The organism is Enterobacter huaxiensis (assembly GCF_003594935.2).
Lineage (GTDB): Bacteria > Pseudomonadota > Gammaproteobacteria > Enterobacterales > Enterobacteriaceae > Enterobacter > Enterobacter huaxiensis.
The window spans coordinates 1,197,956-1,222,883 of record NZ_CP043342.1 but is presented as its reverse complement, the minus strand read 5'-3'; the positions used below and the strand labels follow the sequence as shown (position 1 = coordinate 1,222,883).

The window sequence follows — 24,928 nt, the reverse complement described above, 5'->3', positions numbered from 1 at the left end:
AGGTCGCTTGCATTCACAGGAGGCCTGCATGAGCCAGCGAGGGTTAGAAGCGCTACTACGTCCAAAATCTATTGCCGTTATTGGCGCATCAATGAAACCCGATCGCGCCGGTTATTTGATGATGCGCAACCTGCTGGCCGGCGGATTTAATGGCCCTGTCATGCCCGTTACCCCGGCTTATAAAGCCGTTCAGGGGGTGCTTGCGTGGCCGGATGTTCAGAGTCTGCCTTTCGTTCCCGACCTTGCCGTGCTTTGTACGCATGCGAAACGGAATCTTGAACTGCTTGGTTCGCTTGGCGAGAAGGGGTGTAAAACCTGCATAATCCTCTCGTCGCCGCCTGAACAGCAGCCCGAGCTGCTCGCGTGTGCCAGCCGTTATCAAATGCGCATTCTTGGCCCGAACAGCCTGGGCCTCCTCGCCCCCTGGCAGGGACTGAATGCCAGTTTTTCTCCCGTTCCTATCCGTAAGGGCAAGCTGGCGTTTATTTCTCAGTCTGCAGCCGTATCGAACACTATCCTCGACTGGGCCCAGCAGCGAGAAATGGGTTTCTCCTACTTCATCGCCCTGGGCGACAGCCTGGATATCGACGTTGATGAACTGCTGGATTTCCTCGCAAGAGACAGCAAAACCAGTGCCATCCTTCTTTATCTTGAGCATATAAGCGATGCCCGCCGCTTTGTGTCGGCTGCGCGCAGCGCATCCCGCAATAAACCCATTCTGGTGATCAAAAGTGGGCGAAGCCCTGCGGCACAGCGTTTGCTGCATTCACATTCTGGGATGGACCCCGCCTGGGACGCTGCGATCCAGCGTGCGGGCCTGCTGCGGGTACAGGATACACACGAGCTTTTTTCCGCCGTCGAGACGCTAAGCCATATGCGGCCGCTACGCGGTGAGAAGTTAATGATTGTCAGCAACGGGGCCGCGCCTGCCGCGCTGGCGCTGGATGAGCTGTGGCTACGCAATGGCAAGCTGGCAACGCTGGGCGAAGAGACGCTCCAGCGCCTGCACGATGCTTTGCCAGACAGCGTGTCGCCGGGTAATCCACTCGATTTACGCGACGATGCCAGCAGCGATCGCTACATTAAGGCCATTACTATTTTACTGGACAGCCAGGATTTCGATGCGCTGATGATCATTCACTCGCCGAGCGCGGTGGCACCGGGCAGTGAAAGTGCGCGAGACCTTATCGAAGCAGTGAAAAGCCATCCGCGCGGAAAATACGTCACGCTCTTAACCAACTGGTGCGGCGAGTATTCCTCTCTGGAGGCTCGTCGCCTGTTTAGCGAAGCGGGTCTGCCAACGTATCGCACTCCTGAGGGCACAATTACTGCCTTTATGCATATGGTGGAGTATCGCCGTAATCAGAAGCAGCTTCGTGAGACACCGGCCCTGCCGGGTAACTTGACCGCCAATTCAGCAGATGTTCACAGGCTATTGCAGCAGGCTATCAATGAAGGCGCGACGTCGCTGGATACTCATGAAGTGCAACCCATTCTTGGCAGCTACGGGATGCAAACCCTGCCCACCTGGATTGCCAGCGACAGCGCCGAGGCGGTGCATATCGCCGAGCAAATCGGCTATCCGGTTGCGCTGAAGCTTCGCTCTCCGGATATCCCACATAAGTCAGACGTACAGGGCGTGATGCTGTATCTACGTACCGCGACGGAAGTCCAGCAAGCAGCTGATGCCATTATCGATCGCGTTAAAATGACCTGGCCACAGGCAAGGATCCACGGGCTGCAGGTACAAAGCATGGCTAATCGTGCAGGCGCGCAGGAGCTGCGGGTGGTGGTTGAACATGACCCGGTCTTTGGCCCGCTCATCATGCTTGGAGAAGGCGGTGTGGAATGGCGCCCTGAGGAGCAGGCCGTTGTCGCGTTGCCTCCGCTGAACATGAACCTGGCACGCTATCTGGTTATCCAGGCGATTAAGAGTAAGAAAATTCGTGGCCGAAGCGCGTTGCGCCCGCTTGATATTGCCGGATTAAGCCAGTTCCTGGTCCAGGTGTCTAACCTGATTGTTGATTGCGCTGAGATCCAGCGGCTGGATATTCATCCCCTGCTCGCCTCCGGCAATGAGTTCACCGCTCTGGACGTGACGATGGATATTGCGTCATTCGAAGGGGACAGGGAGAGCCGCCTCGCGATACGTCCATACCCTCTTCAGCTTGAAGAGTGGGTCGAGATGAAGAACGGTGAGCGGGCGCTTTTTCGCCCAATATTGCCTGAAGATGAACCTCAGCTGCGGCAGTTTATCTCCCTGGTCACCAAAGAAGATCTCTATTATCGCTACTTTAGCGAAATCAACGAATTTACCCATGATGATTTAGCCAATATGACCCAGATCGACTACGATCGAGAAATGGCGTTTGTTGCCGTGCGTCATACCGTCCAGGGTGATGAGATCCTCGGGGTGACGCGTGCTATTTCCGATCCGGATAACGTGGACGCAGAGTTTGCCGTGCTGGTGCGTTCCGATTTGAAGGGGCTGGGCCTTGGCCGGCGATTGCTGGAAAAACTCATCAGCTATACGCGCGATCACGGATTGTTACGCCTGAATGGCATTACTATGCCCAATAATCGAGGCATGGTAACACTGGCGCGAAAGCTTGGTTTTGACGTTGATATCCAGCTGGATGAAGGGATTGTTTCCCTGTCTCTCAGCCTGATATCAACCGATAAGCAAGAGTAAGCTACTGGAAATGTTACCCACTTTGCTCAGCACTGGGTTATCATTGTCCGCTTATGTTGTTTGCATAGTACAGACAACCCTTCAATGAACAGAGAAGAAACGCACTGTGATGTTGTCAAAATTTAAGCGCAATAAACATCAACAACACCTTGCTCAACTACCGAAGATTTCTCAGTCAGTTGATGATGTAGAGTTCTTTTACGCTCCCGATCATTTTCGGGAAACGCTTCTGGAAAAGATTGCCAGCGCCACGCGACGCATCTGCATTGTGGCACTCTATCTCGAACAAGATGAAGGTGGGCGCGGGATCCTGAACGCGCTCTATGAAGCCAAACGTCTTCGTCCCGAGCTGGATGTTCGCGTGCTGGTTGACTGGCACCGCGGCCAGCGCGGCCGCATTGGCGCAGCAGCATCTAATACAAACGCAGACTGGTACTGCCGCACGGCGCAGGAAAACCCTGGCGTTGACGTGCCTGTTTATGGCGTACCGGTTAATACGCGGGAAGCACTCGGTGTACTGCACTTTAAAGGCTTCATCATCGATGACAGCGTCCTGTACAGCGGCGCGAGCCTGAATGACGTTTACCTGCATCAGCTCGATAAGTATCGCTATGACCGCTACCATCTGATTCGTAATCCGCAGATGGCAGACATTATGTTTAACTGGGTCGATAAGAACCTGGTTCACGGTCGTGGTGTAAACCGTCTTGACGATCCAAATCGCCCCAAAAGTCCTGAAATCAAAAACGACGTTCGCTCTTTCCGTCAGGAACTGCGCGACGCGGTCTATTATTTCCAGGGCGATGCCAATAACGAAGAATTATCCGTTACCCCGCTGGTCGGTTTAGGTAAATCGAGTCTGCTTAATAAAACCATCTACCATCTTATGCCCTGCGCAGAGCAGAAGCTCACGATTTGCACTCCTTACTTCAACCTGCCCGCCGTGCTGGTGCGTAACATCATCCAGCTGCTGCGTGACGGCAAGAAGGTGGAAATCATCGTAGGGGATAAAACGGCAAACGACTTTTTCATCCCGGAAGACCAGCCTTTCAAGATCATCGGCGCACTCCCTTATCTTTATGAGATCAACCTGCGCCGCTTCCTGAGTCGTTTACAGTACTACGTGAACACCGACCAGCTGGTCGTGCGTCTGTGGAAAGATGAAGACAACACCTACCATCTCAAAGGTATGTGGGTTGATGATGAATGGATGCTGCTGACCGGTAATAACCTGAACCCGCGGGCCTGGCGCCTGGATCTGGAAAACGCCATTTTGATCCACGATCCGCAGCATGAACTGGCCGCAAAACGCGATCGCGAGCTGGAACTCATCCGCACGCATACGACGGTGGTTCGTCATTACCGCGATCTGCAAAGCATTGCCGATTATCCGGTTAAGGTCCGCAAGCTCATTCGTCGTTTACGTCGGATCCGTATTGACCGCCTTATCAGTCGTATTCTGTAATGCACAGGCCCTGTCATCGACGGGGCTTTTTTTATGGAGCCCTTCGATGCGCATCCCTCTCCTCCTCACCACGCTTGCCCTCACCGGCTGCAGCCATATGGCAAACGATAGCTGGTCAGGTCAGGATAAAGCCCAGCATTTTCTCGCTTCAGCCATGTTGTCCGCTGCGGGTAATGAGTATGCGCAGCATCAGGGATACAGTCGGGATCGAAGCGCGGCTATCGGCCTGATGTTCTCAGTAAGCCTGGGGGCATCTAAAGAATTGTGGGACAGCCGCTCTGCGGGAAGCGGCTGGAGCTGGAAGGATTTTGCATGGGATGTAGCCGGCGCAACGACCGGCTATGCCGTGTGGCAGATGGCGCATTATTAAAGACGAATGCCCTTTCCTTTGCGATGCAGCATCAGAGACACAACAAATGCCAGCGCCCCCATCACGGTGACGTACCAGAAGAACGTGTTCTCACTTCCCCAGGATTTAAGGGACAACGCAACGTATTCCGCAGAACCGCCGAAAAGCGCATTAGCCACCGCATACGAGAGCCCAACCCCCAGAGCGCGGACCTGAGCCGGGAACATCTCCGCTTTTAAAATACCGCTGATCGCCGTGTAAAAGCTGATTATAACAAGTGCCACCATGATTAAGCCGAAGGCAGCATAAGGCGAGGTGGTATGCTGCAGCGCGGTTAACAGCGGAACGGTACCCAGAGTGAGCAAACCACCAAAAATCAGCATCGAGTTGCGGCGACCAATTTTGTCCGACAGAGCACCGATGATGGGCTGAATCAGCATAAACACCAGCAGAGCAACCGTCATGACCACGCTTGCAACATTGGCGTGCATCCCGGTCGTATTAACCAGATACTTTTGCATATAGGTGGTGAAGGTATAAAAGCTCAGCGACCCCGCAGCGGTAAAACCTAAAACCATCATAAAAGCTTTACGGTTTCGCCAAAGCCCTTTCATGGAGCCCGCTTCCTTCAGCGACCTGACCTCCTGTTGGGACGTTTCATCTAGCTGGCGACGCAGCCACAGAGCCACAACAGCCAGAGCAGCGCCCATTGCAAACGGGATACGCCAGCCCCAGGCGCGTAAATCTTCATCGCTAAGAATTTGTTGCAGGATCACGACAACCAGCAAAGCAAGCAGTTGCCCGCCAATAAGCGTTACATACTGGAATGATGCATAAAAGCCTTTTCGCCCCTCAACCGCCACTTCACTCATGTATGTGGCGCTGGTGCCGTACTCGCCGCCAACGGAGAGGCCCTGGAACAGACGAGCCAGCAATAGCAGCGCCGGTGCCCATGTTCCGATTACGTCATACCCCGGCAAGCAGGCGATCACCAGCGAGCCAACGCACATCATGCAAACGGATATGAGCATTGAGGTCTTGCGCCCTCTTCTGTCAGCGATTCTGCCGAACAGCCAACCTCCAATAGGGCGCATCAGGAATCCGGCGGCAAATACGCCTGCGGTTTGCAGAAGCTGTGTTGTGGTATTGCCGGATGGGAAAAAGATATGCGCAAAATAGAGCGAACAGAATGAATAGACGTAAAAATCAAACCACTCTACAAGGTTCCCCGATGATGCCCCAACGATTGCCCAAACTCTTCGACGAGTGTCCTTGCCTGTTAAGTTTGTGTTTTCCGTATCTGTACTTGCTACGGTTTCTGTCATTTTAAATCCCCTGTCTCACATTGCGGGCCATTGCCCTCCCACAGTAAAACCGGATTTAAAACGGATCGTTAGGTAAATAAAATGTTTCCAATGTGTTTCATTTCGTTTTGTGAAGTCGATCGGGTATTGAATTATAAGCGGGCATATTAATTAACCCCACTCGCGCTGATGCGCTTTTTTTCTACGCAGATAATCATTATCCGCGCGGATTTTATCCCACCACTCTTTAAATACCGCAGCAGCTTCTGCTTTTACAGGATCGCGTTCAAGAGGTTTGACCTTACGATCCCGGTCGTACTTTTTCCCACTTTTATGATTGGCGTATCGTCGAGCACGCGTATATCCCATCTGTATGAACTTCCTTGCCATATCCATGCCTACAAAGTCGTTTTGCTGCCGATATTCTTCAAACAGGGCATATATCTCTTTTGCCGAGCGCGCTGCAGCGTCTGCATTTTTGAAGCGCCAGTGCGGAAGGATTTCACTTTTATAAGGCTCAACAATCAGTACACCTTGTTCTCCTCGCCCAACCTGGTAGAGCTCAGGATGGTCACGGAAGTTGATGCTGGCAAAATCTTGTTGATAATCAAATGGACGTGTCAAAGCGGCACCGTTGTTAAAATGGTTTTAACAATTGTAGGCCCGCCAGGATGAAGCTGCCAGCCGGTATGTTTCACGCGTACAAAGCAAAAAACCCCGCACCTTACGGTACGGGGTTCTTCTAATTGATGCCTGGCAGTTCCCTACTCTCACATGGGGAGACCCCACACTACCATCGGCGCTACGGCGTTTCACTTCTGAGTTCGGCATGGGGTCAGGTGGGACCACCGCGCTAAAGCCGCCAGGCAAATTCTGTTAAATCTGTATCAAGGCTGAAATTTGATTGTCTGTCTCTCGTCCGCCGAAACAGCTTCGGCGTTGTAAGGTTAAGCCTCACGGTTCATTAGTATCGGTTAGCTCAACGCATCGCTGCGCTTACACACCCGACCTATCAACGTCGTAGTCTTCAACGTTCCTTCAGGACCCTTAAAGGGTCAGGGAGAACTCATCTCGGGGCAAGTTTCGTGCTTAGATGCTTTCAGCACTTATCTTTTCCGCATTTAGCTACCGGGCAATGCCATTGGCATGACAACCCGAACACCAGTGATGCGTCCACTCCGGTCCTCTCGTACTAGGAGCAGCCCCCCTCAATTCTCCAGCGCCCACGGCAGATAGGGACCGAACTGTCTCACGACGTTCTAAACCCAGCTCGCGTACCACTTTAAATGGCGAACAGCCATACCCTTGGGACCTACTTCAGCCCCAGGATGTGATGAGCCGACATCGAGGTGCCAAACACCGCCGTCGATATGAACTCTTGGGCGGTATCAGCCTGTTATCCCCGGAGTACCTTTTATCCGTTGAGCGATGGCCCTTCCATTCAGAACCACCGGATCACTATGACCTGCTTTCGCACCTGCTCGAGCCGTCACTCTCGCAGTCAAGCTAGCTTATGCCATTGCACTAACCTCCTGATGTCCGACCAGGATTAGCTAACCTTCGTGCTCCTCCGTTACTCTTTGGGAGGAGACCGCCCCAGTCAAACTACCCACCAGACACTGTCCGCAACCCGGATCACGGGTCTACGTTAGAACACCAGCCATTAAAGGGTGGTATTTCAAGGTTGGCTCCACGCAGACTGGCGTCCACGCTTCAAAGCCTCCCACCTATCCTACACATCAAGGACCAGTGTTCAGTGTCAAGCTATAGTAAAGGTTCACGGGGTCTTTCCGTCTTGCCGCGGGTACACTGCATCTTCACAGCGAGTTCAATTTCACTGAGTCTCGGGTGGAGACAGCCTGGCCATCATTACGCCATTCGTGCAGGTCGGAACTTACCCGACAAGGAATTTCGCTACCTTAGGACCGTTATAGTTACGGCCGCCGTTTACCGGGGCTTCGATCAAGAGCTTCGCGTTGCCGCTAACCCCATCAATTAACCTTCCGGCACCGGGCAGGCGTCACACCGTATACGTCCACTTTCGTGTTTGCACAGTGCTGTGTTTTTAATAAACAGTTGCAGCCAGCTGGTATCTTCGACTGATTTCAGCTCCATCCGCAGGGACTTCACCTACACATCAGCGTGCCTTCTCCCGAAGTTACGGCACCATTTTGCCTAGTTCCTTCACCCGAGTTCTCTCAAGCGCCTTGGTATTCTCTACCTGACCACCTGTGTCGGTTTGGGGTACGATTTTGTGTTACCTGATGCTTAGAGGCTTTTCCTGGAAGCAGGGCATTTGTTACTTCAGCACCGTAGTGCCTCGTCATCACACCTCAGCGTTAGAAGAGTTCCGGATTTACCTAAAACTCCCGCCTACATGCTTAAACCGGGACAACCGTCGCCCGGCTAACATAGCCTTCTCCGTCCCCCCTTCGCAGTAACACCAAGTACAGGAATATTAACCTGTTTCCCATCGACTACGCCTTTCGGCCTCGCCTTAGGGGTCGACTCACCCTGCCCCGATTAACGTTGGACAGGAACCCTTGGTCTTCCGGCGTGCGGGCTTTTCACCCGCATTATCGTTACTTATGTCAGCATTCGCACTTCTGATACCTCCAGCACCCCTCACAGGACACCTTCAACGGCTTACAGAACGCTCCCCTACCCAACAACGCATAAGCGTCGCTGCCGCAGCTTCGGTGCATGGTTTAGCCCCGTTACATCTTCCGCGCAGGCCGACTCGACCAGTGAGCTATTACGCTTTCTTTAAATGATGGCTGCTTCTAAGCCAACATCCTGGCTGTCTGTGCCTTCCCACATCGTTTCCCACTTAACCATGACTTTGGGACCTTAGCTGGCGGTCTGGGTTGTTTCCCTCTTCACGACGGACGTTAGCACCCGCCGTGTGTCTCCCGTGATAACATTCTTCGGTATTCGTAGTTTGCATCGGGTTGGTAAGCCGGGATGGCCCCCTAGCCGAAACAGTGCTCTACCCCCGAAGATGAGTTCACGAGGCGCTACCTAAATAGCTTTCGGGGAGAACCAGCTATCTCCCGGTTTGATTGGCCTTTCACCCCCAGCCACAAGTCATCCGCTAATTTTTCAACATTAGTCGGTTCGGTCCTCCAGTTAGTGTTACCCAACCTTCAACCTGCCCATGGCTAGATCACCGGGTTTCGGGTCTATACCCTGCAACTTAACGCCCAGTTAAGACTCGGTTTCCCTTCGGCTCCCCTATACGGTTAACCTTGCTACAGAATATAAGTCGCTGACCCATTATACAAAAGGTACGCAGTCACCTAACAAGTAGGCTCCCACTGCTTGTACGTACACGGTTTCAGGTTCTTTTTCACTCCCCTCGCCGGGGTTCTTTTCGCCTTTCCCTCACGGTACTGGTTCACTATCGGTCAGTCAGGAGTATTTAGCCTTGGAGGATGGTCCCCCCATATTCAGACAGGATACCACGTGTCCCGCCCTACTCTTCGAGTTCACAGCATGTGTGCTTTCGTGTACGGGACTATCACCCTGTACCGTGCGACTTTCCAGACGCTTCCACTAACACACAAGCTGATTCAGACTCTGGGCTGCTCCCCGTTCGCTCGCCGCTACTGGGGGAATCTCGGTTGATTTCTTTTCCTCGGGGTACTTAGATGTTTCAGTTCCCCCGGTTCGCTTCGTTAAGCTATGTATTCACTTAACGATAGTGTGTCGGAACACACTGGGTTTCCCCATTCGGAAATCGCCGGGTCAAAGGTTCATATCACCTCGCCGGCGCTTATCGCAGATTAGCACGTCCTTCATCGCCTCTGACTGCCAGGGCATCCACCGTGTACGCTTAGTCGCTTAACCTCACAACCCGAAGATGTCTCTTTCGACACATCATCGACTTGCGAAAATTTGAGAGACTCGAACACACCCTTAAAGATGTGTCGTTTCAATTTTCAGCTTGATCCAGATTTTTAAAGAGCAAATATCTCAAACGTAACTCACTGAGTTAGTTTTGAGATATCGGTTGGCTGTGTCTTTCACTCACACCCAGCAAGTGGCGTCCCCTAGGGGATTCGAACCCCTGTTGCCGCCGTGAAAGGGCGGAGTCCTAACCGCTAGACGAAGGGGACACGGAGTGTCTCGACTTCGCAGCCGTCTTGCTTCTCTACATTCATCAGACAATCTGTGTGAGCACTACAAAGGCAGGTTCTTTAAGGTAAGGAGGTGATCCAACCGCAGGTTCCCCTACGGTTACCTTGTTACGACTTCACCCCAGTCATGAATCACAAAGTGGTAAGCGCCCTCCCGAAGGTTAAGCTACCTACTTCTTTTGCAACCCACTCCCATGGTGTGACGGGCGGTGTGTACAAGGCCCGGGAACGTATTCACCGTAGCATTCTGATCTACGATTACTAGCGATTCCGACTTCATGGAGTCGAGTTGCAGACTCCAATCCGGACTACGACGCACTTTATGAGGTCCGCTTGCTCTCGCGAGGTCGCTTCTCTTTGTATGCGCCATTGTAGCACGTGTGTAGCCCTACTCGTAAGGGCCATGATGACTTGACGTCATCCCCACCTTCCTCCAGTTTATCACTGGCAGTCTCCTTTGAGTTCCCGGCCGGACCGCTGGCAACAAAGGATAAGGGTTGCGCTCGTTGCGGGACTTAACCCAACATTTCACAACACGAGCTGACGACAGCCATGCAGCACCTGTCTCAGAGTTCCCGAAGGCACCAAAGCATCTCTGCTAAGTTCTCTGGATGTCAAGAGTAGGTAAGGTTCTTCGCGTTGCATCGAATTAAACCACATGCTCCACCGCTTGTGCGGGCCCCCGTCAATTCATTTGAGTTTTAACCTTGCGGCCGTACTCCCCAGGCGGTCGACTTAACGCGTTAGCTCCGGAAGCCACTCCTCAAGGGAACAACCTCCAAGTCGACATCGTTTACGGCGTGGACTACCAGGGTATCTAATCCTGTTTGCTCCCCACGCTTTCGCACCTGAGCGTCAGTCTTTGTCCAGGGGGCCGCCTTCGCCACCGGTATTCCTCCAGATCTCTACGCATTTCACCGCTACACCTGGAATTCTACCCCCCTCTACAAGACTCTAGCCTGCCAGTTTCGAATGCAGTTCCCAGGTTGAGCCCGGGGATTTCACATCCGACTTGACAGACCGCCTGCGTGCGCTTTACGCCCAGTAATTCCGATTAACGCTTGCACCCTCCGTATTACCGCGGCTGCTGGCACGGAGTTAGCCGGTGCTTCTTCTGCGGGTAACGTCAATCGACAAGGTTATTAACCTTATCGCCTTCCTCCCCGCTGAAAGTACTTTACAACCCGAAGGCCTTCTTCATACACGCGGCATGGCTGCATCAGGCTTGCGCCCATTGTGCAATATTCCCCACTGCTGCCTCCCGTAGGAGTCTGGACCGTGTCTCAGTTCCAGTGTGGCTGGTCATCCTCTCAGACCAGCTAGGGATCGTCGCCTAGGTGAGCCGTTACCCCACCTACTAGCTAATCCCATCTGGGCACATCTGATGGCAAGAGGCCCGAAGGTCCCCCTCTTTGGTCTTGCGACGTTATGCGGTATTAGCTACCGTTTCCAGTAGTTATCCCCCTCCATCAGGCAGTTTCCCAGACATTACTCACCCGTCCGCCGCTCGTCACCCAGGAGCAAGCTCCCTGTGCTACCGCTCGACTTGCATGTGTTAGGCCTGCCGCCAGCGTTCAATCTGAGCCATGATCAAACTCTTCAATTTAAGTTTGATGCTCGTGAATTAAACTTCGTAATGAATTACGTATGTTCACTCAGAGACTTGGTATTCATTTATTGTCCGAAGACATTAAGAATCCATGTCACTTTGAGTGCCCACACAGATTGTCTGATAAATTGTTAAAGAGCAGTGCCGCTTCGCTTTTTCTCAGCGGCGCGGGGTGTGCATATTACGCTTCCCCGCTACAGAGTCAAGCGATAATTTTCGCTATTCTCTGCTGACCCGGCGGCGTGTATGCCGTTGTTCCGTGTCAGTGGAGGCGCATTATAGGGAGTAATTACGAAGCCGCAAGTATAAAGTGAAAATTATTTACTGACCGCTCAATTTCCAGGCAAATCTCGCCCCAGACCTCAATTTTCGCCTGGTTTTTAAACAAAAACGAGCCGCAGGCGGCTCGTTTTTGTGTTTTGTGACTTACTGCACTGCCACAATGCGATCGTTGTTGGCTTCCAGGCGGATAACTTTGCCCGGAATCAACTCCCCGGAGAGAATTTGTTGCGCCAGCGGGTTTTCGATCTGCTGCTGGATAGCTCGTTTCAGTGGACGAGCCCCGTAAACCGGATCGTAACCATTCTCGCTCAGCAGTTTCAGCGCATCGTCAGAGATGTGGATTTCATATCCCCGATCTTCAAGACGTTTATACAGACGCTGCAGCTGGATCTGCGCAATCGATGCAATATGTTTCTCACCCAGAGGATGGAATACCACCACTTCATCAATACGGTTAATGAACTCGGGACGGAAGCTCTGGCTAACCACGCCAAGCACCAGATCTTTCATATGACCATAATCCAGTTCCCCGAAACGTTCCTGAATCAAATCGGAACCCAGGTTCGAGGTCATGATCACCACCGTGTTACGGAAATCGACCGTTCTTCCCTGCCCGTCGGTCAGACGACCATCATCCAGTACCTGCAGCAGAATGTTGAACACATCCGGATGCGCTTTTTCCACTTCATCCAGCAGGATGACGGAATAAGGACGACGGCGCACCGCTTCAGTCAGATAACCCCCTTCCTCATAGCCGACGTATCCCGGAGGCGCACCGACCAGACGCGAGACGGAGTGTTTCTCCATAAACTCGGACATATCGATACGCACCATGGCGTCATCACTGTCGAACATAAAGTTAGCCAGCGCTTTACACAGCTCGGTTTTACCGACACCGGTTGGCCCCAGGAACAGGAACGAACCAATTGGGCGATTCGGGTCAGAGAGCCCTGCACGGCTACGACGGATAGCGTTGGAAACCGCTTCAACCGCCTCGTTCTGGCCAATTACGCGGTTGTGCAGGTCCTGTTCCATACGCAGCAGTTTTTCGCGTTCGCCTTCGAGCATGCGTGCCACCGGAATACCGGTCCAGCGAGCCAGCACCTCAGCAATTTCTGCATCCGTCACTTTATTACGTAGCAGACGCATCGTTTTGCCTTCGGACTGCGTCGCAATCTCAAGCTGTTTCTCCAGCTCAGGAATTTTGCCGTACTGCAGTTCAGACATACGCGCCAGATCGCCAACGCGTCGCGCCTGCTCAATAGCGATTTTGGCCTGTTCCAGTTCTGCTTTGATCGTCTGGGTGCCAGAAAGGGAAGCTTTCTCCGCTTTCCACTCTTCTTCTAACTCAGAGTACTGACGCTCTTTGTCGTCCAGCTCTTCGTTCAGCATATCAAGGCGTTTCTTACTGGCTTCATCAGACTCTTTCTTCAGCGCCTGCTGTTCCAGCTTGAGCTGAATGATGCGTCGGTCCAGACGGTCCAGCTCTTCCGGTTTTGAGTCAATCTGCATACGAATGCTGGATGCGGCTTCATCAATCAGGTCGATGGCTTTATCCGGCAGCTGACGATCCGCGATATAACGATGCGAAAGCGTCGCGGCCGCAACGATGGCCGGGTCAGTGATCTGCACATGATGGTGCAGTTCATAGCGTTCTTTCAGGCCACGCAGGATCGCGATGGTATCTTCAACGCTTGGCTCAGCAACAAACACTTTCTGGAAACGACGTTCCAGCGCAGCATCTTTCTCAATGTACTGACGGTACTCATCCAGCGTAGTGGCACCGACGCAGTGAAGTTCACCGCGCGCCAGCGCAGGTTTCAGCATGTTCCCGGCATCCATCGCGCCGTCCGCTTTACCGGCTCCGACCATGGTGTGCAGTTCGTCGATAAACAGGATAACGTTGCCTTCCTGTTTCGCCAGGTCGTTCAGCACGCCTTTCAGTCGCTCTTCGAACTCACCGCGGTATTTTGCACCCGCCACCAGCGCACCCATATCCAGCGCCAGCACGCGGCGGCCTTTCAGACCTTCCGGCACTTCGCCGTTCACAATACGCTGCGCCAGGCCTTCAACGATGGCGGTTTTACCGACACCGGGTTCACCAATCAGCACAGGGTTATTTTTGGTACGGCGCTGCAGTACCTGGATGGTACGACGAATCTCTTCATCACGGCCGATAACCGGGTCAAGTTTGCCCTGCTCAGCACGCTCGGTCAGATCGACCGTAAATTTCTTCAAAGCCTGACGTTGGTCTTCGGCTCCCTGATCGTTCACGCTTTCACCTCCGCGCATTTTCTCAATCGCCTGAGTCACATTGGCAGTGGTTGCGCCGGCAGTTTTTAGCAGGTCGGTCAAGGTACCGCGTGATTCAAGCGCCGCCAGAACAAACAGCTCTGACGAAATAAAGTTGTCCCCACGTTTTTGCGCCAGCTTGTCGCAAAGGTTAAGCACGCGCACCAGATCCTGAGACGGCTGAACGTCGCCGCCGGTACCTTCTACCTGCGGTAAACGGCTCAGAGCCTGATCGATGGCGGTGCGTAACTGGCCAGCATTAATGCCGGCAGACGTTAATAACGGACGTACCGATCCCCCTTCCTGATTCAGCAAGGCGCTCATTAAATGAAGAGGTTCGATAAATTGGTTGTCGTGCCCCAGTGCGAGAGACTGGGCATCGGCGAGAGCAAGCTGGAATTTATTAGTAAGACGATCCAGACGCATAACTCCTCCCATAACAGGTCAAATTTGCTACTGGAGATTAAATGAGGTCATCCCTCAATTATTCAAGGTTAATGACCTGAATTATGTGAAAAGAAAACGGCACGTGCCGGATCGTCTTGATTCTTTAGGTTATATCAGCCAAATGAAACTTGCCATACGACCCGTCGTCTTGTCGCGGCGATAGGAGAAAAAATCACCCTTTTCGGTGAATGTACAGCGATCGCCGCCGAAGATCTGCGTCACGCCAGCATTATTCAGGCGCTGGCGGGCAAGCCGGTAAATATCGGCCAGATATTTTTCCCCAACAGGTACGAAGGCACTCACCGCGTGAGGATCTTTTACCATGAAGGCTTCGCGCACCTCAGCCCCGACTTCAAACGCCTGAGGGCCAATGGCCGGGCCAAGCCAGGCGATAATGTTAGCCGGGGAATCGTTGAAGCAGGCGACGGTCTCTTCGAGCACGCCTTCACACAGACCACGCCAGCCCGCGTGGGCGGCGGCCACCTCTGTCCCCGCCTGATTGCAAAACAGCACCGGCAGGCAATCGGCTGTCATTACGGCGCAAACTGTTCCGGGAGTATTGCTATAAGAGGCATCGGCACGTTTAGAGGCGTAGGGTTCCCCCGCCAACGTCAGCACATCTTTGCCGTGTACCTGCTCAAGCCAGACCGGTTTCGACGGCAAGTTCCCCGCAGCATAAAGACGCTTGCGGTTCTCCTCGACGTGATCCAGGCTATCGCCACAATGCGCGCCCAGATTCAGGGATTCCCATGCACCCTGGCTCACGCCGCCGATACGGGTCGAGCTACAGGCCACCACGCCTTCAGGCAGCGGCCACTCCGGAACAATCAGTTTGGTCATAACCAGTCCACGCGATCCTTATGTTCTTCAAAATCAGCGCGCATTGCGTCGATAAGTTCAACCATATCCTCAGGGATTGGCGCATGCCATTCCATCTGAATGCCGGTAATTGGATGATACAGACGCAGCATCGTGGCGTGCAGCGCCTGGCGATCGAATTTACGCAGTACGCCGATGAACTCCTCCGATGCACCTTTTGGCGGACGCGGACGGCCACCGTACACCTGGTCACCCACCAGCGGATGGGTAATGTGCGCCATGTGGACGCGGATCTGGTGCGTACGTCCGGTTTCCAGACGCAACCGCAGACGCGTATGTATACGGAAGTGCTCCATGATGCGATAGTGCGTCACCGCCGGTTTGCCCATCGGGTGCACCGACATATGAGTACGCTTGGTTGGGTGACGGCTGATCGGCTCTTCAACCGTGCCGCCAGAGGTCATATGACCAATCGCCACCGCTTCGTACTCACGCGTGATTTCGCGCAGCTGCAGAGATTCCACCAGACGCGTCTGGGCAGGAACGGTTTTTGCCACCACCATCAGACCGGTAGTGTCTTTATCCAGACGGTGAACGATACCGGCGCGCGGCACGTCAACAATCGGCGGATAATAATGGAGAAGTGCGTTAAGCACGGTGCCATCAGGATTACCCGCACCAGGGTGAACAACCAGACCCCGTGGCTTGTTGATGACCAGAATGTCGTCATCTTCATAAACGATATTCAGTGGGATATCCTGCGGCTCGAAGCGCACTTCCTCTTCGATTTCAGCATTGATGGCGACAGCTTCCCCACCTAACACTTTCTCTTTTGGTTTGTCCCAGACTTTGCCGTTAACCTGAACCTGCTGGTCCAGGATCCATTCTTTTATGCGTGAACGCGAATAATCAGGGAACAATTCGGCCAAAGCTTGATCTAAGCGTTGACCGAGCTGATTTTCGGAGACTGTTGCGGTGAGTTCTACTCGTTGTGCCATAAACTGCTTCTTCGTTTAACGTTGGGTTTTACGGCTTCGCCGTATAATATAGTGTGCTATTGTAGCTGGTCTTAATCGGGAGCAGGAAAGAGATTCTCCCGGACAAACATTTGAGGAAAGTCAAAACGTCATGACGCGCATGAAATATCTGGTGGCAGCGGCCACGTTGAGCCTGGCTTTGGTGGGCTGCTCCGGTTCGAATGAACAGGTCCCTGACAATCCGCCGAATGAAATCTATGCGACTGCACAACAAAAACTGCAGGACGGTAACTGGAAACAGGCGATAACGCAACTGGAAGCGCTGGATAATCGCTATCCATTTGGCCCCTATTCGCAGCAGGTACAGTTAGATCTCATCTACGCCTACTATAAAAATGCTGATTTACCGCTGGCTCAGGCTACCATCGATCGCTTTATCCGTCTGAACCCGACTCATCCTAACATCGATTATGTCATGTATATGCGCGGCCTGACCAATATGGCGTTGGATGACAGTGCACTTCAGGGCTTCTTCGGCGTGGATCGTTCTGACCGTGACCCACAGCATGCACGTGATGCCTTCAACGACTTCTCCAAACTGGTACGCGGCTACCCGAACAGCCAGTACATCACCGATGCCACCAAGCGTCTGGTGTTCCTGAAAGATCGTCTGGCGAAATACGAATACTCCGTAGCGGAATATTATACCCGCCGTGGCGCATGGGTCGCTGTGGTTAACCGTGTAGAAGGCATGCTGCGTGACTACCCGGATACTCAGGCAACGCGTGACGGCCTGAAGCTGATGGAAAATGCATACCGTAAAATGCAGATGGATGCGCAGGCAGAAAAAGTGGCGAAAATCATCGCCGCGAATAGCAGCAACACCTGATATCTCTTCCAATGCAAAACGGCAGCATCGGGGGCTGCCGTTTTTTTATTCGTTTCTGTCGCTCGCTGAAGCGGTTTAGCCTCAGCACATCCTATCAACTATGACCGCAATTTTAGACTTCGACAAGGTAAAAATCCCCTCTTCCTGCCCTGCCTCACAAAAAAGATTCCCTGACAAAAACCGACAAAATAACGTGATTTAAATCACACATTTTGACATTGGGTGGGGTATGCTGGAATCACCAAGACGGAAAGACAAGAGGTAAAATTTATGACAATGAACATTACCAGTAAACAAATGGAAATTACTCCGGCAATTCGCCAGCACGTCGCAGACCGTCTCGCCAAACTGGATAAATGGCAAACTCATTTGATTAACCCGCATATCATTCTGTCTAAGGAGCCGCAAGGTTTCATCGCTGACGCAACTATCAATACTCCAAACGGCCATCTGGTCGCCAGCGCAAAACATGAAGATATGTATACGGCTATTAACGATTTGATCAACAAGCTGGAACGGCAGCTCAATAAAGTGCAACACAAAGGTGAAGCTCGTCGCGCCACAACATCGGTGAAAGACGCCAGCTTCGCGGAAGAAGTTGAAGAAGAGTAATCCTTTAAATTGAGTGTACCGCCAACGCGCCTTCGGGCGCGTTTTTTATTGACAGGGTGAAAACAGTACGGGTACTTTAACGGTATCAATCTCAGGATGACTTTATGAAACTTACGCCGTTCTTCTTCGCATTCTTTTTTACCTTCCCCTGACTGGGAGGCGTTTCGTCGTGTGATAAAGAATGCGAAGACGAACAACAAGGCCTCCCACACCGGGGGGCCTTTTTTATTGATAACGATAAAACGAGACAGACAACACTATGACACCGGAAAACCCGTTACTGGATCTGCGAGTAAAAATCAGCGCACTCGATGAAAAACTGCTGGCGCTACTGGCAGAACGCCGCACGCTTGCCGTTGAGGTGGGTAAAGCCAAGCTGGACTCCCACCGCCCCGTTCGCGACATCGACCGCGAGCGTGATTTGCTGGAGCGTCTGATCCAACTCGGCAAAGCCCATCACCTGGATGCCCATTACATTACCCGTCTGTTCCAGCTCATCATCGAAGACTCCGTACTGACTCAGCAAGCCCTGCTGCAACAACACCTGAACAAGACTAACCCGCACTCCGCCCGGGTCGCCTTCCTGGGTCCAAAAGGCTCTTATTCTCACCTCGCGGCACGTCAGTACGCCGCTCGCCATTTCGAAGAGTTCATCGAGAGCGGCTGCGCGAAGTTTGCCGATATTTTCAATCAGGTAGAAACCGGCCAGGCTGATTATGCCGTGGTGCCAATTGAGAACACCAGTTCAGGCGCCATTAACGACGTGTACGATCTGCTGCAGCACACCAGCCTGTCGCTGGTTGGTGAGCTGACGATCCCGATCGACCACTGCGTGCTGGTCTCTGGCTCAACCGACTTGAGCAAAATTGAAACGGTCTACAGCCACCCGCAGCCGTTCCAGCAGTGCAGCCAGTTCCTGAACCGCTATCCGCACTGGAAAATTGAGTACACCGAGAGCACCTCTGCTGCGATGGAGAAAGTGGCGCAGGCGAATTCCCCAACGGTTGCTGCACTCGGCAGCGAAGCGGGTGGTGCACTGTACAGCCTGCAGGTGCTGGAGCGTAATCTGGCCAACCAGACGCAGAACATCACCCGTTTCGTGGTGCTGGCGCGTAAAGCCATTGACGTCTCGGATCAGGTTCCGGCTAAAACCACGCTGCTGATGGCCACCGGCCAGCAGGCAGGCGCCCTGGTTGAAGCGCTACTGGTACTGCGTAACCACAACCTGATCATGACGAAGCTGGAATCCCGTCCGATTAACGGCAATCCGTGGGAAGAGATGTTCTATCTCGACATCCAGGCCAACCTGGAATCTGTATCCATGCAGAAAGCCCTGCGCGAACTCGGCGAGATCACCCGCTCCATGAAAGTGCTGGGCTGCTATCCGAGCGAGAACGTGGTCCCGGTTGACCCGGCGTAACGTTCGATAAAGCGGCTTTTCTTCATCCCTGCCACGCTCACGGGCAGGGTGAAGATAGCGCCTGAGAGCGGGTATTTTGCCACTTCATCCGCCTCCATATTTTCCCGCGTGGTCGTGATAAACAGCGTTTTCATATCGTCGCCGCCGAAGCAGACCATCGTCGGGCAACGCACCGGTAAGCGATACTCTTCCAGCTGCTCACCCTGCGATGAAAAGCGCGCAATGCGCCAGCCGTCAAACAGTGCGCTCCAGTAACAGCCCTCTATATCCATTGCCGCACCGTCAGGTATCCCTTCGCCCTCTTTAAACCGGCGAAATACCTCGCGTTTACCGGGTTCACCCTGCTCATCAAGCGGCGTTCGGTAAATGACCCCATTCGGCGTATCGGATGTGAACATCCAGTGTTGATCCGGGCTAAAGGCTAACCCGTTGTGCCCGTGAATATCGCACTGGATCACTTTCGGCGTCAGATCGTTATCGATCCGCATCAGCATCGCGCCGTTATAATCTCCCGGCCCCCAGAACGTCCCGGCGTAGAAACGCCCCTGACAATCGGTGCCCCCATCGTTAAACCGCGCAAGCTGCGGATTAGACGGGTTATCACACACCTTACTCCGGAGAAGGCCGTGTTTATCGGTAAGCCAGATGCCCGTCCGCATCGCTACAATAAACCCGCCGCGCTCACGCAGCGCAAAACAGCCCACCTCTTCGTGGAATGAAAGAACCGTGTGTTCTGCCGTGGGCAGATGGTAGCGGTGGATCTCGCCTTCCAGGATATCCGCCCAGTAGAGTGCGTTCTCTTCTGCGCTCCACGTCGGGCACTCCGGCAGATGCCCCGTGTAATTCAACAGCAGCTGTGGTTCAGCCATGACAGTTCCCCAAAATGAAAAAAGCCAGCATTGCTGGCTTTTAGTATATACATCATTGCATTACTGGCGACTGTCATTTGCCTGACGCAACAGCGTGCGGCTCTCGCTCTGGAAACGCGTCGCGTAGTCACCAAACCAGTGTTCAACCTTGCGGAAGCTGTCGATAAACGCCTGTTTATCGCCGTGCTCCAGCAGAGTAATCGCTTCACCAAAGCGCTGGTAGTAGCGTTTGATCAGCGCGAGGTTGTTCTCGGACGACATAATGATATCGGCGTAAAGCTGCGGATCCTGCGCAAACAGACGCCCAACCATTGCAAGCTCCAGGCGATAGATTGGCGAGGAGAGCGCCAGCAGCTGTTCAAGCTGTACATTCTCTTCCGCAAGATGTAGCCCATATGCAAAGGTCGCAAAGTGGCGCAGAGCCTGAATAAACGCCATGTTCTGGTCGTGCTCAACGGCGCTGATGCGGTGCAAACGTGCGCCCCATACCTGAATCTGTTCCAGGAACCACTGGTACGCTTCAGGCTGGCGGCCGTCACAGTAGACGACAACCTGCTTCGCCAGGCTGCCGCTGTCAGGGCCAAACATCGGATGCAGGCCGAGCACCGGGCCGGTATGCGCCGCCAGCATGGCCTGCAGAGGGCCGTTTTTCACCGAGGCCAGGTCGACAAGAATACAGTCTTCCGGTAGCGCCGGGAGTTTCCCGATAATCTGCTCGGTCACGTGGATCGGCACGCTGACGATAACCATCCCCGCATCGCGCATGAGTTCGGGAGCGTGCGCCCAGTCCTCTTTTTCAAGAATGCGCACCTGGTAGCCAGAAAGCGTCAGCATTTTTTCAAACAGACGCCCCATCTGGCCACCGCCGCCCACAATCACCACCGGGCGCAGCGACGGACACAGGGTTTTAAAGCCTTTGTCATTTTCGCTGGAGTAAGATTCGCGCATCACACGGCGCAGCACATCTTCAATTAAATCCGGCGAGACGCCCAGCGCCTGCGCTTCTTTACGTCGTGAGGCGAGCATTGAGGCTTCGCGTTCCGGAACGTAAATCGGCAGGCCGTATTTGCTTTTAACCTCACCTACCTCGGCAACCAGTGCCATACGGCGCGCCAGCAGGTCCAGCAGCGCCTTATCCACTTCATCAATTTGATCGCGTAGTGCGGTCAATTCAGCAACCATAGCTAACCTCTTAAGCCAGACGTGACGACAGCTGGCCGTTTAAATCTTTATGGATCTCACGCAGCAGCGCGTCGGTGGTTTCCCAGCTTATGCAGGCATCCGTAACGGACACGCCGTGCTTCATCGCGCTACGCGGTTGTTCAGATGACTGATTGCCTTCATGGATATTGCTCTCAATCATCAGTCCGATAATAGAACGGTTGCCATCTTTAATCTGTGCAACCACAGATTCCGCAACCGCAGGCTGACGACGGTAATCTTTATTCGAGTTACCATGGCTGCAATCTACCATCAGCGCCGGGCGCAGTCCCGCCTGTTCCATCTCTTTTTCACACTGCGTTACGTCCGCCGGGCTGTAGTTTGGCGCTTTACCGCCGCGCAGGATCACGTGACCATCCGGGTTGCCCTGTGTTTGCAGAAGACAAACCTGGCCCGCCTGATTGATACCAACAAAACGGTGCGGCATCGCCGCGGCGCGCATGGCGTTAATTGCCGTTGCCAGGCTGCCATCAGTGCCATTTTTGAAACCGACCGGCATCGAGAGACCAGACGCCATCTCGCGGTGGGTTTGTGATTCGGTGGTACGCGCACCAATCGCGGACCAGCTAAACAGATCGCCCAGGTACTGCGGGCTGTTCGGATCCAGCGCTTCGGTTGCCAGCGGTAGCCCCATGCTAACCAGTTCAACCAGCAGGCGACGCGCAATCTTCAGGCCTGCTTCCACATCAAACGAGCCATCCATGTGCGGATCGTTAATCAACCCTTTCCAGCCAACGGTAGTGCGTGGCTTTTCAAAATAGACGCGCATCACCAGATAGAGGCTATCGCTGACCTCCTCCGCTAATGCTTTAAATCGACGAGCGTACTCAATGGCGGCTTCAGGATCGTGAATAGAGCAAGGACCGCATACCACCAGCAGGCGCGGATCGCGGCCAGCGATGATGTCAGAGATAGTCTGGCGAGAGTGCTCAATTTGAGCTTCCTGCGCAACGCTCAGCGGGAATTCTGCTTTCAGCTGATCCGGGGTAATTAAAACCTGTTCATCGGTGATATGTACGTTGTTCAGCGCGTCTTTTTGCATGATTGCGATCCTGTAAAACTCGTTTGCGATAGTGGGTTTCCTCAAAGAGGTGGAACAACGATACCACAACAAGTAAAGATTTCAATCCAAAATACGTACACATTACTTTACACAAACCAATTTAATGCAAAAAACAGCGCGGATATATGTAAACTTAAAATTACACACCAAGTTTGAATGGCCAGGCTATGCTGAAGAAAAAGGAGAATGGCTATGCGTTTACTCGCTCTGTTGCTGTTGTCGCTGTTTTTATCGAGCTGCAAGATTAATCCTTACACTTTCCAGCCAGACTGGACGAGCCCTGACTGGTTTGGCGCGGGGAAAGAAGATGCAATGAACGGCGCTCCCGTTAAAGATAATCGAGCACTGGCCGATAATTTTAACGATCCCAATGTCGATCGCAGCGAATATCTCCGTGGCTATGCGGACGGTCAGAAGAAAGTGTGTGAAGAAGGCTTTATTCATGCTTGGGGATTAGCAGGCAAATCATTTCCCGCCAGCTGCGATGCCACCGAAAATGCGGCAAAATTGCACGCGGCCTGGCAGCAAGGGATAGACGAAAGCATGAAGGCCAGCAGGCTTAATTGATTTAATCTTTAACCATCAGAATATATACAACTGTAAGATTTAACCTAAGTCAACCCGGTTGCATTGCTGACATAATGACGGCTTTGATAAACAATGGTATTCTGCCAACAACTCTTAAGGACATCTATTTCCAGAGCGACATGGCAGATTCTGGTGAGAATTTCATTCTTGATCCCTTTTTTCCGACTCACTCTGGTGCTCATACTGCTCCTTACGGCTGGTTCAGCGGTTGCGAATACCCTCGCAGAAACCGATAAGTCAGTGCGTACTATAGTCTCAGGTATCGTTAGCTATACCCGATGGCCGTCGCTTTCCGGGCAGCCCAGGCTCTGTGTTTATGCCTCATCTCGCTATACTCGGGCGCTTAGCAGTGAAGAGGGACAAAGCGAGTTGCCTTATACCCCCGTCATTGTGCATAACGATCGGGAAGCGCTGGCAGCAATGTGTGACGCTATTTATTTCGGGAATGAAACTCCTGCACAACAACTTGATTTAATTAGCCAGTATCAGGGCAGAGCGTTGCTATTAATCTCAGAGCAGAATCCGGAATGTGTTATTGGCAGTGCATTTTGCCTGATAATTGAAGATAACCGGGTTAGGTTTTCCGTCAATCTTGATGCGCTGTCTCGCAGCGGCGTAAGAGTCAATCCGGATGTATTAATGCTTGCACGGAATAAGAAGCATGAATAAGGATTTCACTTCAACATCGCGTCCAACGTTTAAAAGAACGTTGCGGCGCATCAGCATGCTAAGCGTCACAATAACAATGACGTTTATATGGTTGTTGCTGTGTTTTGCTTCCGTGGTGACATTAAAGCAATACGCGCAAAAAAATCTCGAATTAACCGGCGCAACCATGAGCCACAGCCTTGAAGCCTCTCTGGTTTTCAACGATCCGCTGGCGGCTAACGAAACGCTTGCGACCCTTGGCAAGCAAGGACAATTTGCCGAAGCAGAAGTCCTCAACGTTCGTAAAAAACGCTTTGCCCACTGGTCATGGAACCCGGACGAAAACACGGACACGCTGGGCGCGCTGGTCAGCCGCTGGCTGTTCCCGCTCCCTGTCTCCCAGCCCATCATACATAACGGTAACATGATTGGTGAGATTCGCCTGACGGCGCGTGACAGCCTCATCAGCCATTTTATCTGGATGTCGTTTGCCGTCCTCACCGGATGTATTCTTCTTGCCTCTGCCGTGGCAATCACGCTTACACGTTCGCTTCACCACGGTATGGTCACGGCGATGCAGAACATTACCGATGTCGTCCATGACGTACGCACCAACCGCAACTTCTCCCGCCGGGTAAAGGCTGGACGTATTGAAGAGTTCCACCAGTTTGGCGAAGACTTCAACAGCCTGCTGGATGAAATGGAAGAGTGGCAGCTTAAGCTTCAGGCCAAGAATGCCCAGCTCATGCGCACGGCCATGCACGATCCGCTGACGGGTCTTGCGAACCGTGCGGCATTCCGTAACAGCATCGCGGCACTCATGAACGACACTTCAGCAAAAACAAACTCCGCCCTGCTCTTCCTCGACGGCGATAATTTTAAGTTCATCAACGATACCTGGGGGCACGCGGCAGGCGATTGCGTATTGATTGAAGTCGCCAGCCGAATGGTGGAATTCGGTGATAAGCGACATCAGTCATACCGCCTTGGCGGCGATGAGTTCGCGATGGTGCTGTATGGCGTCCACTCTGAATCTGATGTTCAACACATTTGTGCTGCGCTTTCGCAGCAGTTTATCCGTCCGTTTGACCTGCATAACGGGCACACTGCATCAATGTCACTCAGCATTGGCTTTGCTCTGGCGTGGGAAAATGCCTCTCTGGAAGCATTACTGGAGCAAGCCGACCGCAATATGTACCAGGTTAAAAACCAGCGAACAAAAACAATATCTTAGAAAGGAATA

18 protein-coding genes, 1 tRNA gene, 3 rRNA genes and 1 other annotated feature are annotated in these 24,928 nt (G+C 53.0%); of the genes, 10 read left to right on the top strand and 12 right to left on the bottom strand.

What is annotated here, in order from left to right:
* Positions 1-28: 28 nt before the first annotated feature.
* The 3 genes from D5067_RS05955 to D5067_RS05940 all read left to right on the top strand — a co-directional run bounded on the left by D5067_RS05955 (position 29) and on the right by D5067_RS05940 (position 4,527).
* The gene (locus D5067_RS05955; RefSeq protein WP_119937495.1) at positions 29-2,692 is read left to right on the top strand and encodes a bifunctional acetate--CoA ligase family protein/GNAT family N-acetyltransferase; all 2,664 of its coding nucleotides are present in this window, start codon (positions 29-31) and stop codon (positions 2,690-2,692) included.
* Between the two features lie 109 nt (positions 2,693-2,801).
* Positions 2,802-4,157 carry a CDP-diacylglycerol--serine O-phosphatidyltransferase gene (gene pssA / locus D5067_RS05945; protein WP_119937496.1) on the top strand — a complete coding sequence of 452 codons (1,356 nt, stop codon included), beginning with the start codon at positions 2,802-2,804 and terminating at the stop codon, positions 4,155-4,157.
* A 46-nt stretch (positions 4,158-4,203) separates the two neighbouring features.
* Positions 4,204-4,527, top strand: coding sequence for a YfiM family lipoprotein (locus D5067_RS05940; RefSeq protein ID WP_119937497.1), 324 nt, complete (start codon positions 4,204-4,206; stop codon positions 4,525-4,527).
* Here the strand turns inward: D5067_RS05940 and D5067_RS05935 are convergent.
* The 9 genes from D5067_RS05935 to rluD form a co-directional block, all read right to left on the bottom strand.
* Positions 4,524-5,831 (bottom strand): MFS transporter, encoded by a 1,308-nt coding sequence (locus D5067_RS05935; protein ID WP_119937498.1) that lies wholly within the window; start codon positions 5,829-5,831, stop codon positions 4,524-4,526. The genes D5067_RS05940 and D5067_RS05935 overlap by 4 nt on opposite strands.
* 150 nt (positions 5,832-5,981) lie before the next feature.
* Positions 5,982-6,434 carry a DUF4385 domain-containing protein gene (locus D5067_RS05930; protein WP_119937499.1) on the bottom strand — a complete coding sequence of 151 codons (453 nt, stop codon included), beginning with the start codon at positions 6,432-6,434 and terminating at the stop codon, positions 5,982-5,984.
* 127 nt (positions 6,435-6,561) lie between these two features.
* Positions 6,562-6,677, bottom strand: a 5S ribosomal RNA gene (gene rrf / locus D5067_RS05925).
* A 76-nt stretch (positions 6,678-6,753) separates the two neighbouring features.
* A 23S ribosomal RNA gene (locus D5067_RS05920) occupies positions 6,754-9,659 on the bottom strand.
* Positions 9,660-9,853: 194 nt separating this feature from the next.
* Positions 9,854-9,928 (bottom strand) — tRNA-Glu (locus tag D5067_RS05915).
* An 87-nt stretch (positions 9,929-10,015) separates the two neighbouring features.
* Positions 10,016-11,555: ribosomal RNA gene (locus D5067_RS05910) — 16S ribosomal RNA — on the bottom strand.
* Together the 16S, 23S and 5S rRNA genes with 1 tRNA gene alongside form the textbook arrangement of a ribosomal RNA operon.
* Positions 11,556-11,984: 429 nt before the next feature.
* Positions 11,985-14,558, bottom strand: a complete 2,574-nt coding sequence (gene clpB / locus D5067_RS05905) for an ATP-dependent chaperone ClpB (RefSeq protein ID WP_119938465.1) — start codon at positions 14,556-14,558, stop codon at positions 11,985-11,987.
* 129 nt (positions 14,559-14,687) lie between these two features.
* Positions 14,688-15,419 (bottom strand): purine nucleoside phosphorylase YfiH, encoded by a 732-nt coding sequence (gene yfiH / locus D5067_RS05900; RefSeq protein WP_119938466.1) that lies wholly within the window; start codon positions 15,417-15,419, stop codon positions 14,688-14,690.
* Positions 15,416-16,396 (bottom strand): 23S rRNA pseudouridine(1911/1915/1917) synthase RluD, encoded by a 981-nt coding sequence (gene rluD, locus D5067_RS05895; protein WP_119938467.1) that lies wholly within the window; start codon positions 16,394-16,396, stop codon positions 15,416-15,418. The genes yfiH and rluD overlap by 4 nt, the downstream gene beginning before the upstream one ends.
* A gap of 130 nt (positions 16,397-16,526) precedes the next feature.
* Here rluD and bamD point away from each other — a divergent pair, with 130 nt between their 5' ends.
* The 4 genes from bamD to pheA all read left to right on the top strand — a co-directional run bounded on the left by bamD (position 16,527) and on the right by pheA (position 19,296).
* Positions 16,527-17,264, top strand: a complete 738-nt coding sequence (gene bamD, locus D5067_RS05890) for an outer membrane protein assembly factor BamD (RefSeq protein WP_119938468.1) — start codon at positions 16,527-16,529, stop codon at positions 17,262-17,264.
* A 270-nt stretch (positions 17,265-17,534) separates the two neighbouring features.
* Positions 17,535-17,876 carry a ribosome-associated translation inhibitor RaiA gene (gene raiA / locus D5067_RS05885; RefSeq protein WP_008502470.1) on the top strand — a complete coding sequence of 114 codons (342 nt, stop codon included), beginning with the start codon at positions 17,535-17,537 and terminating at the stop codon, positions 17,874-17,876.
* 103 nt (positions 17,877-17,979) lie between these two features.
* Positions 17,980-18,105: a sequence feature (Phe leader region), on the top strand.
* Positions 17,981-18,028 carry a pheA operon leader peptide PheL gene (gene pheL / locus D5067_RS05880; RefSeq protein ID WP_100249759.1) on the top strand — a complete coding sequence of 16 codons (48 nt, stop codon included), beginning with the start codon at positions 17,981-17,983 and terminating at the stop codon, positions 18,026-18,028. (Overlaps the previous feature by 48 nt.)
* Positions 18,106-18,135: 30 nt before the next feature.
* A complete protein-coding gene (gene pheA / locus D5067_RS05875) occupies positions 18,136-19,296 on the top strand; it encodes a bifunctional chorismate mutase/prephenate dehydratase (protein ID WP_119938469.1) in 1,161 nt (386 codons plus the stop codon).
* Here the strand turns inward: pheA and D5067_RS05870 are convergent.
* The 3 genes from D5067_RS05870 to aroF are packed head-to-tail and all read right to left on the bottom strand — an operon-like array spanning position 19,257 to position 22,428.
* Positions 19,257-20,165 (bottom strand): SMP-30/gluconolactonase/LRE family protein, encoded by a 909-nt coding sequence (locus D5067_RS05870; protein WP_119938470.1) that lies wholly within the window; start codon positions 20,163-20,165, stop codon positions 19,257-19,259. The genes pheA and D5067_RS05870 overlap by 40 nt on opposite strands.
* A 60-nt stretch (positions 20,166-20,225) precedes the next feature.
* Positions 20,226-21,347 carry a bifunctional chorismate mutase/prephenate dehydrogenase gene (tyrA, locus tag D5067_RS05865; RefSeq protein ID WP_119938471.1) on the bottom strand — a complete coding sequence of 374 codons (1,122 nt, stop codon included), beginning with the start codon at positions 21,345-21,347 and terminating at the stop codon, positions 20,226-20,228.
* Between the two features lie 10 nt (positions 21,348-21,357).
* Positions 21,358-22,428, bottom strand: coding sequence for a 3-deoxy-7-phosphoheptulonate synthase AroF (gene aroF, locus D5067_RS05860; RefSeq protein ID WP_119938472.1), 1,071 nt, complete (start codon positions 22,426-22,428; stop codon positions 21,358-21,360).
* Between the two features lie 213 nt (positions 22,429-22,641).
* Here aroF and D5067_RS05855 point away from each other — a divergent pair, with 213 nt between their 5' ends.
* The 3 genes from D5067_RS05855 to dgcN all read left to right on the top strand — a co-directional run bounded on the left by D5067_RS05855 (position 22,642) and on the right by dgcN (position 24,919).
* The gene (locus tag D5067_RS05855) at positions 22,642-23,016 is read left to right on the top strand and encodes a DUF2799 domain-containing protein (RefSeq protein ID WP_119938473.1); all 375 of its coding nucleotides are present in this window, start codon (positions 22,642-22,644) and stop codon (positions 23,014-23,016) included.
* Positions 23,017-23,169: 153 nt separating this feature from the next.
* Positions 23,170-23,706: a regulatory sequestration protein YfiR gene (gene yfiR / locus D5067_RS05850; RefSeq protein ID WP_210433817.1), complete on the top strand. Its 537-nt coding sequence runs from the start codon at positions 23,170-23,172 to the stop codon at positions 23,704-23,706.
* On the top strand, positions 23,699-24,919 hold the full coding sequence (dgcN, locus tag D5067_RS05845; protein WP_119938475.1) for a diguanylate cyclase DgcN/YfiN: 1,221 nt from the start codon (positions 23,699-23,701) through the stop codon (positions 24,917-24,919). Before yfiR ends, dgcN begins: the two co-directional genes overlap by 8 nt.
* Positions 24,920-24,928: the final 9 nt, after the last annotated feature.

Bases quoted from the DNA above. Each gene is read 5' to 3' on its own strand.
- D5067_RS05955 (WP_119937495.1), top strand. From the start codon at position 29: ATGAGCCAGCGAGGGTTAGAAGCGCTACTACGTCCAAAATCTATTGCC.
- pssA (WP_119937496.1), top strand. From the start codon at position 2,802: ATGTTGTCAAAATTTAAGCGCAATAAACATCAACAACACCTTGCTCAA.
- D5067_RS05940 (WP_119937497.1), top strand. From the start codon at position 4,204: ATGCGCATCCCTCTCCTCCTCACCACGCTTGCCCTCACCGGCTGCAGC.
- D5067_RS05935 (WP_119937498.1), bottom strand. From the start codon at position 5,831: ATGACAGAAACCGTAGCAAGTACAGATACGGAAAACACAAACTTAACA.
- clpB (WP_119938465.1), bottom strand. From the start codon at position 14,558: ATGCGTCTGGATCGTCTTACTAATAAATTCCAGCTTGCTCTCGCCGAT.
- yfiH (WP_119938466.1), bottom strand. From the start codon at position 15,419: ATGACCAAACTGATTGTTCCGGAGTGGCCGCTGCCTGAAGGCGTGGTG.
- rluD (WP_119938467.1), bottom strand. From the start codon at position 16,396: ATGGCACAACGAGTAGAACTCACCGCAACAGTCTCCGAAAATCAGCTC.
- bamD (WP_119938468.1), top strand. From the start codon at position 16,527: ATGACGCGCATGAAATATCTGGTGGCAGCGGCCACGTTGAGCCTGGCT.
- raiA (WP_008502470.1), top strand. From the start codon at position 17,535: ATGACAATGAACATTACCAGTAAACAAATGGAAATTACTCCGGCAATT.
- pheA (WP_119938469.1), top strand. From the start codon at position 18,136: ATGACACCGGAAAACCCGTTACTGGATCTGCGAGTAAAAATCAGCGCA.
- D5067_RS05870 (WP_119938470.1), bottom strand. From the start codon at position 20,165: ATGGCTGAACCACAGCTGCTGTTGAATTACACGGGGCATCTGCCGGAG.
- tyrA (WP_119938471.1), bottom strand. From the start codon at position 21,347: ATGGTTGCTGAATTGACCGCACTACGCGATCAAATTGATGAAGTGGAT.
- aroF (WP_119938472.1), bottom strand. From the start codon at position 22,428: ATGCAAAAAGACGCGCTGAACAACGTACATATCACCGATGAACAGGTT.
- D5067_RS05855 (WP_119938473.1), top strand. From the start codon at position 22,642: ATGCGTTTACTCGCTCTGTTGCTGTTGTCGCTGTTTTTATCGAGCTGC.
- dgcN (WP_119938475.1), top strand. From the start codon at position 23,699: ATGAATAAGGATTTCACTTCAACATCGCGTCCAACGTTTAAAAGAACG.